A 4,386-nucleotide genomic window follows, 5' to 3' on the forward strand; every position below is an offset into this window, starting at 1 on the left:
GGTGAGCGACATCGCTCGGGCACCGTCACCGGATGCGGCCGCACTCGATCGCCAGGGGTCCGAGCTCGTGCCTCAGATCGAGAAATTGCGGCGGCAGGCGACGGACAATCATGCCGGCATGGATCGCCTTGAAAAGCAGATGGATCGCCTTGAAAAGCAGTTTGCTGAAGCATTTCAGCCTCAAGAGTCGTCTCAGCCTCAGTCTACCGCAACCATCGGCACATCGCCTGATATCGTTCTGCCCCCAGATACAACTCCACGAGTCATTCTGCGCTTTGCGCGTAACCGCGATTCCGCGCGGACACGAGCGGCGACCCTTGAGCGGAGTCTGCGAGCCCAGGGGCTCGACGTCGTAAAATCTGGCAATTCACCCACAAGCTCTCGGGCAAACGAAGTCATGTACTTTTATAATGAAGATCGACCAAGCGCAGAGCGTATAGCGGCTGGGCTTGTGGAAGCTGCACTCATCCAGCGCGCATTTGCGGATGATGGTTCACTCCCCCGCCCCGGAACTATCGAAGTGGCAATCGGGCGGTAACTAGTAAGGTAGCGCAAAACAGGAGTCTGATATGAACCTCAGTTGCTTTGTTCGCCATCTCGCCTTTATTGCCCTGCTGGGAAGCACATCTGCTTTCGCGCAAACAGATCCGCCTTCGCCCGCGACGCCGGAAAGCGCGAAACCACAAAGTGGACCGGCCCCATTGGTCATCCATTTCGGCACCGGCAGCAGCACAATTCTTCCCAAGGACAGAGAAGTCCTCGATCAAGCGTCTCGCGCCTTCAACGAGGGCAAGCCGCAAGTCATGATCGTTACTGGCAGTGCCGATCGTGCCGGAACACCAGGGCAGAACCTCTTGCTTTCTCAGCGCAGGGCGACAGCGGTGCTGAAAGCTTTGCTCGATCGCGGACTTCCGGTCGACCGGTTCCAGGTCCTGGCGAAAGGCGAAACAGAACTCGCGGTTCCGACCGAAGAGGGTATTGCCGAACCTGAAAACCGTCGTGTCGAGATCACCTGGCGCTAACGCCGTGCGCCGCTTCGTGACCGCGGCCAGTCTATTGCTCGCGTTCGCACAGTCGGTGACGCCGGCTAGCGCCGAGGATCCGAGTGCTTTGTTTCGCGAGGCACTGCGACAAGACTTGATGGGCGGGCCGACAGGTGCTCGGCTCGCCTTCGACATGTACCGCCGTGCTGCAGAAGCGGGTCTTCCCGAAGCACAATTCAATGTTGCCATCATGCTTGACAGCGGCCGCGGCGTGTCCCCGGATATGGAGCAAGCCGCCACATGGTACGCGCGTGCGGCCTCTCATGGCATTCGAAGAGCGGCATATAATCTCGGCCAGCTTTACGAGGCAGGGCAAGGCGTTCCGCAAAACGTCGATCTCGCCCGTGCGTGGTTCAAAGCATCCGGTCTCCCGGCTGCTCGCGCGCGCCTGACTGCCATTCGCTCTGGTGGCGCAAAGGCCGCGACGCTTTCCGCTCCAATACTCATCGCGCCTACATATGGCGAGTTGATTGGCTCCAGCGCAAATAGTGTCAAGCTCGTGTGGACGGCACGCCAGCAACCAGAGGGAGTGCGCTTCTTCGTGGAGTTGCTCGCACTTGTGCCATCTGGTTCAAGTGAGATCTATTCCGGCTTTGTCGATATTTCGAGCCTGAACGTGGCTCTCTCAAGTCATAAGGGAGCCTTCGCATGGCGCGTGCTCGCCGTGGCACGAAGGGGTGGCCGCTACGCTGCTAGCGATTGGTCTTATATGCGCACCACTGCCAACTAATGGTGTGATTGGTGGCGATCGCATCAATCAAGGCCACGGGTGGTCCGAAGCTAGCTGCTTCTGGCCTTTCCGGCCCGGACCACCCGCCTCCTTGCGTCCTTCCCAAGACAGCGGACACTGTAAGCGCATCGATGCGGCGCACCTTGACCTGGATCAAATGGCCGGTCAGCCATCGGCTGTGGAAACCGACCCGGCGCGCTATGTGGGATATGGCGGCTTGGACTGCGACACCGACCCCGGAGAACCTCAGATGACATTGACGATGCGCAAACTCGGCAGCCAGGGGCTGCAAGTCTCGGCAATCGGTCTCGGCTGCATGGGCATGAGCCAGTCCTATGGCCCGGCCGACGAGGCGGAATCGACCGCCACGCTGCACCGCGCCATCGAACTCGGCTGCACCTTCCTCGACACCGCCGAAGTGTACGGGCCGTTCACCAACGAGGAACTGCTCGGCCGCGCGCTGAAGGGCCGGCGCGATGAGGTGACGATCGCGACGAAATTCGGCTTCCGCATTGAAAACGGCAAGCAAGTCGGCACCGAGCGCGACAGCCGGCCCGAACATATCCGCGAGGCTTTGGAAGGTTCGCTGAGGAGGCTCGCCACCGACCACGTCGACCTCCTCTATCAGCACCGCGTCGATCCGGCGGTGCCGATCGAGGATGTGGCGGGTGCTGTCGGCAAGCTGATCGCTCAGGGCAAGGTCCGCTTCTTCGGCCTCTCTGAAGCCGGCGCCGCCAACGTCCGCCGGGCGCATGCCGTGCATCCGGTGTCGGCCGTGCAGAGCGAATATTCACTGTGGGAGCGCAATCTGGAGCCGGAGATCATTCCGCTATTGAAGGTGCTCGGCATCGGCCTGGTGCCGTTCTCGCCGCTCGGCCGCGGTTTTCTCACCGGCGATGTCAGGCGCGCCGAAGACTATCCGGAGGGCGATTACCGGCGCGGCGATCCCCGCTACCAGGGCGCCAACTATGACGCCAACATGCAGGCGGCGGCCACGGTACTCGACATCGCCGCGGCGAAGCGCGTCAAGCCAGGTCAGATCGCCCTGGCCTGGCTGCTCCACAAGGGGGGCGGTTTCGGCATCGACATCGTGCCGATCCCCGGCACCAAGCGCAGAAAATACCTCGAGGAGAACGTCGCCGCGGCTTCGATAAGGCTCGACGCCGCCGAGATGCAGGTGCTCGACGACGCGCTGGCGCCCGGCAAGGTCGCCGGTCCGCGCTACGGCGAGCGCACCATGGTGATGATCGATCGGTAGGTCTTGCCTTCTCCCGTTCTTGCGCAAAGCTCCGGCCTTGGCTAGCATCCGCCGGCAGGCACCGGGCGGAGGAGAACGTCGCGGTGGACCGGCTGGAGCGCCGTTGCGTCCCTTCAAATATGAGTTGGGCGCTCGAAGGACACTCCATTTTTGAATCGACGCAAGGAACCTTCCGGAAAACCCATTCCGGTTTCGGGGTCGTGCGCTCATCTGGGAGGAGACTAAATTGATCAACAGACGTGAATTCCTGCTGTCGTCCGCGGCGATGGGCGCCTTGGCGCTGGCCGCTCCGCAATTGGCTTTTGCCCAGGACAAGCTGACCATCCTCGGTTCGGTGCCGAGCCTCGGCTTTCCGTTCTTCGTGCACATGCTGAACCAGATCAAGGCTGAGGCGCAGGCGCAAGGCGTCAACCTGGTCGAGAGCGACGGCCAGAACTCGGCGCCCAAGCAGACCGCCGATATCGAAGCGGCACTCGTGCAGAAGGTCAACGCCATCGTCATCTCGCCGCTCGACGTCAACGCGCTGGCCCCAGCTATCGAGGAAGCGGTGAAGGCCGGCGTTCCCGTCGTCACCATCGACCGCCGCGTCGAGGGCGTCGAAGGCATCCTCGCCCATGTCGGCGCCGACAATGTCAAGGGCGGCGAGGCCGAAGCACAGGCCATGGTGGCGGCGTTCCCGAACGGGGCCAAGATCTTCCATCTGCAGGGTCAGCCCGGCGCCGGCCCGGCGATCGACCGCAACAAGGGTGTGCACAACGTCCTCGATCCGATGAAGGACAAGTACCAGATCATCTTCGAGCAGACCGCAAACTTCGCCCGCGCCGAGGCGCTGTCCGTCACCGAGGCCGGCCTTGCCGCCAACGGCAAGCCCGACGCGATCATCTGCGCCAATGACGACATGGCGCTCGGCGCGGTCGAAGCCTGCGCGGCGCGCAACTTCACCGACGTCAAGATCTACGGCTTCGACGCGCTTCCTGAAGCGCTGGTCGCCGTGCGCGACGGCAAGCTGGCCGGCACGGTCGAGCAATTCCCCGGCGAGCAGTCGCGTACCGCGGTGCAGATCGCGGTCGCCTACGCCAAGGACAAGACCGAGCCGAAGGAAAAGCTGGTGCTTTTGACGCCGATCGTCATCGGCAAGGACAATCTCGACAAGGCGGAAAGGCTGGGCGAGACGAAGTAAGGTCTGTGATCAGCGCTGATGGTGCACAGTCCCGCGAGCAAGATCGATCGCCAAAGTTGGCGCCGCCACTCATCCGCCTGCCGGCACCTTCTCCCCGTATAATGACGGGGAGAAGGGACGCGCTCCAACGCTGGCGCCCCCCTCTCCCCGTCTCTAGACGGGGAGAGGGTAAGGG

General features: G+C 62.5%; 5 protein-coding genes. All 5 read left to right on the top strand.

Annotated features, from left to right (window positions below):
• The coding region (locus E5W70_RS31105; protein WP_292665077.1) for a hypothetical protein at positions 1-538 on the top strand (538 nt) is incomplete at its 5' end.
• Positions 539-569: 31 nt separating this feature from the next.
• Positions 570-1,022: an OmpA family protein gene (locus tag E5W70_RS31110; RefSeq protein WP_292665078.1), complete on the top strand. Its 453-nt coding sequence runs from the start codon at positions 570-572 to the stop codon at positions 1,020-1,022.
• Positions 979-1,773, top strand: coding sequence for a tetratricopeptide repeat protein (locus E5W70_RS31115; protein WP_292665079.1), 795 nt, complete (start codon positions 979-981; stop codon positions 1,771-1,773). The genes E5W70_RS31110 and E5W70_RS31115 overlap by 44 nt, the downstream gene beginning before the upstream one ends.
• A gap of 250 nt (positions 1,774-2,023) precedes the next feature.
• The gene (locus E5W70_RS31120) at positions 2,024-3,031 is read left to right on the top strand and encodes an aldo/keto reductase (RefSeq protein WP_292665080.1); all 1,008 of its coding nucleotides are present in this window, start codon (positions 2,024-2,026) and stop codon (positions 3,029-3,031) included.
• Between the two features lie 229 nt (positions 3,032-3,260).
• On the top strand, positions 3,261-4,211 hold the full coding sequence (locus tag E5W70_RS31125) for a substrate-binding domain-containing protein (RefSeq protein WP_292665081.1): 951 nt from the start codon (positions 3,261-3,263) through the stop codon (positions 4,209-4,211).
• The last annotated feature ends 175 nt before the right edge of the window (positions 4,212-4,386 follow it).

The sequence above is a fragment of the Mesorhizobium sp. genome, from assembly GCF_005063415.1.
In the GTDB taxonomy this organism is placed as follows: Bacteria; Pseudomonadota; Alphaproteobacteria; order Rhizobiales; family Rhizobiaceae; genus Mesorhizobium.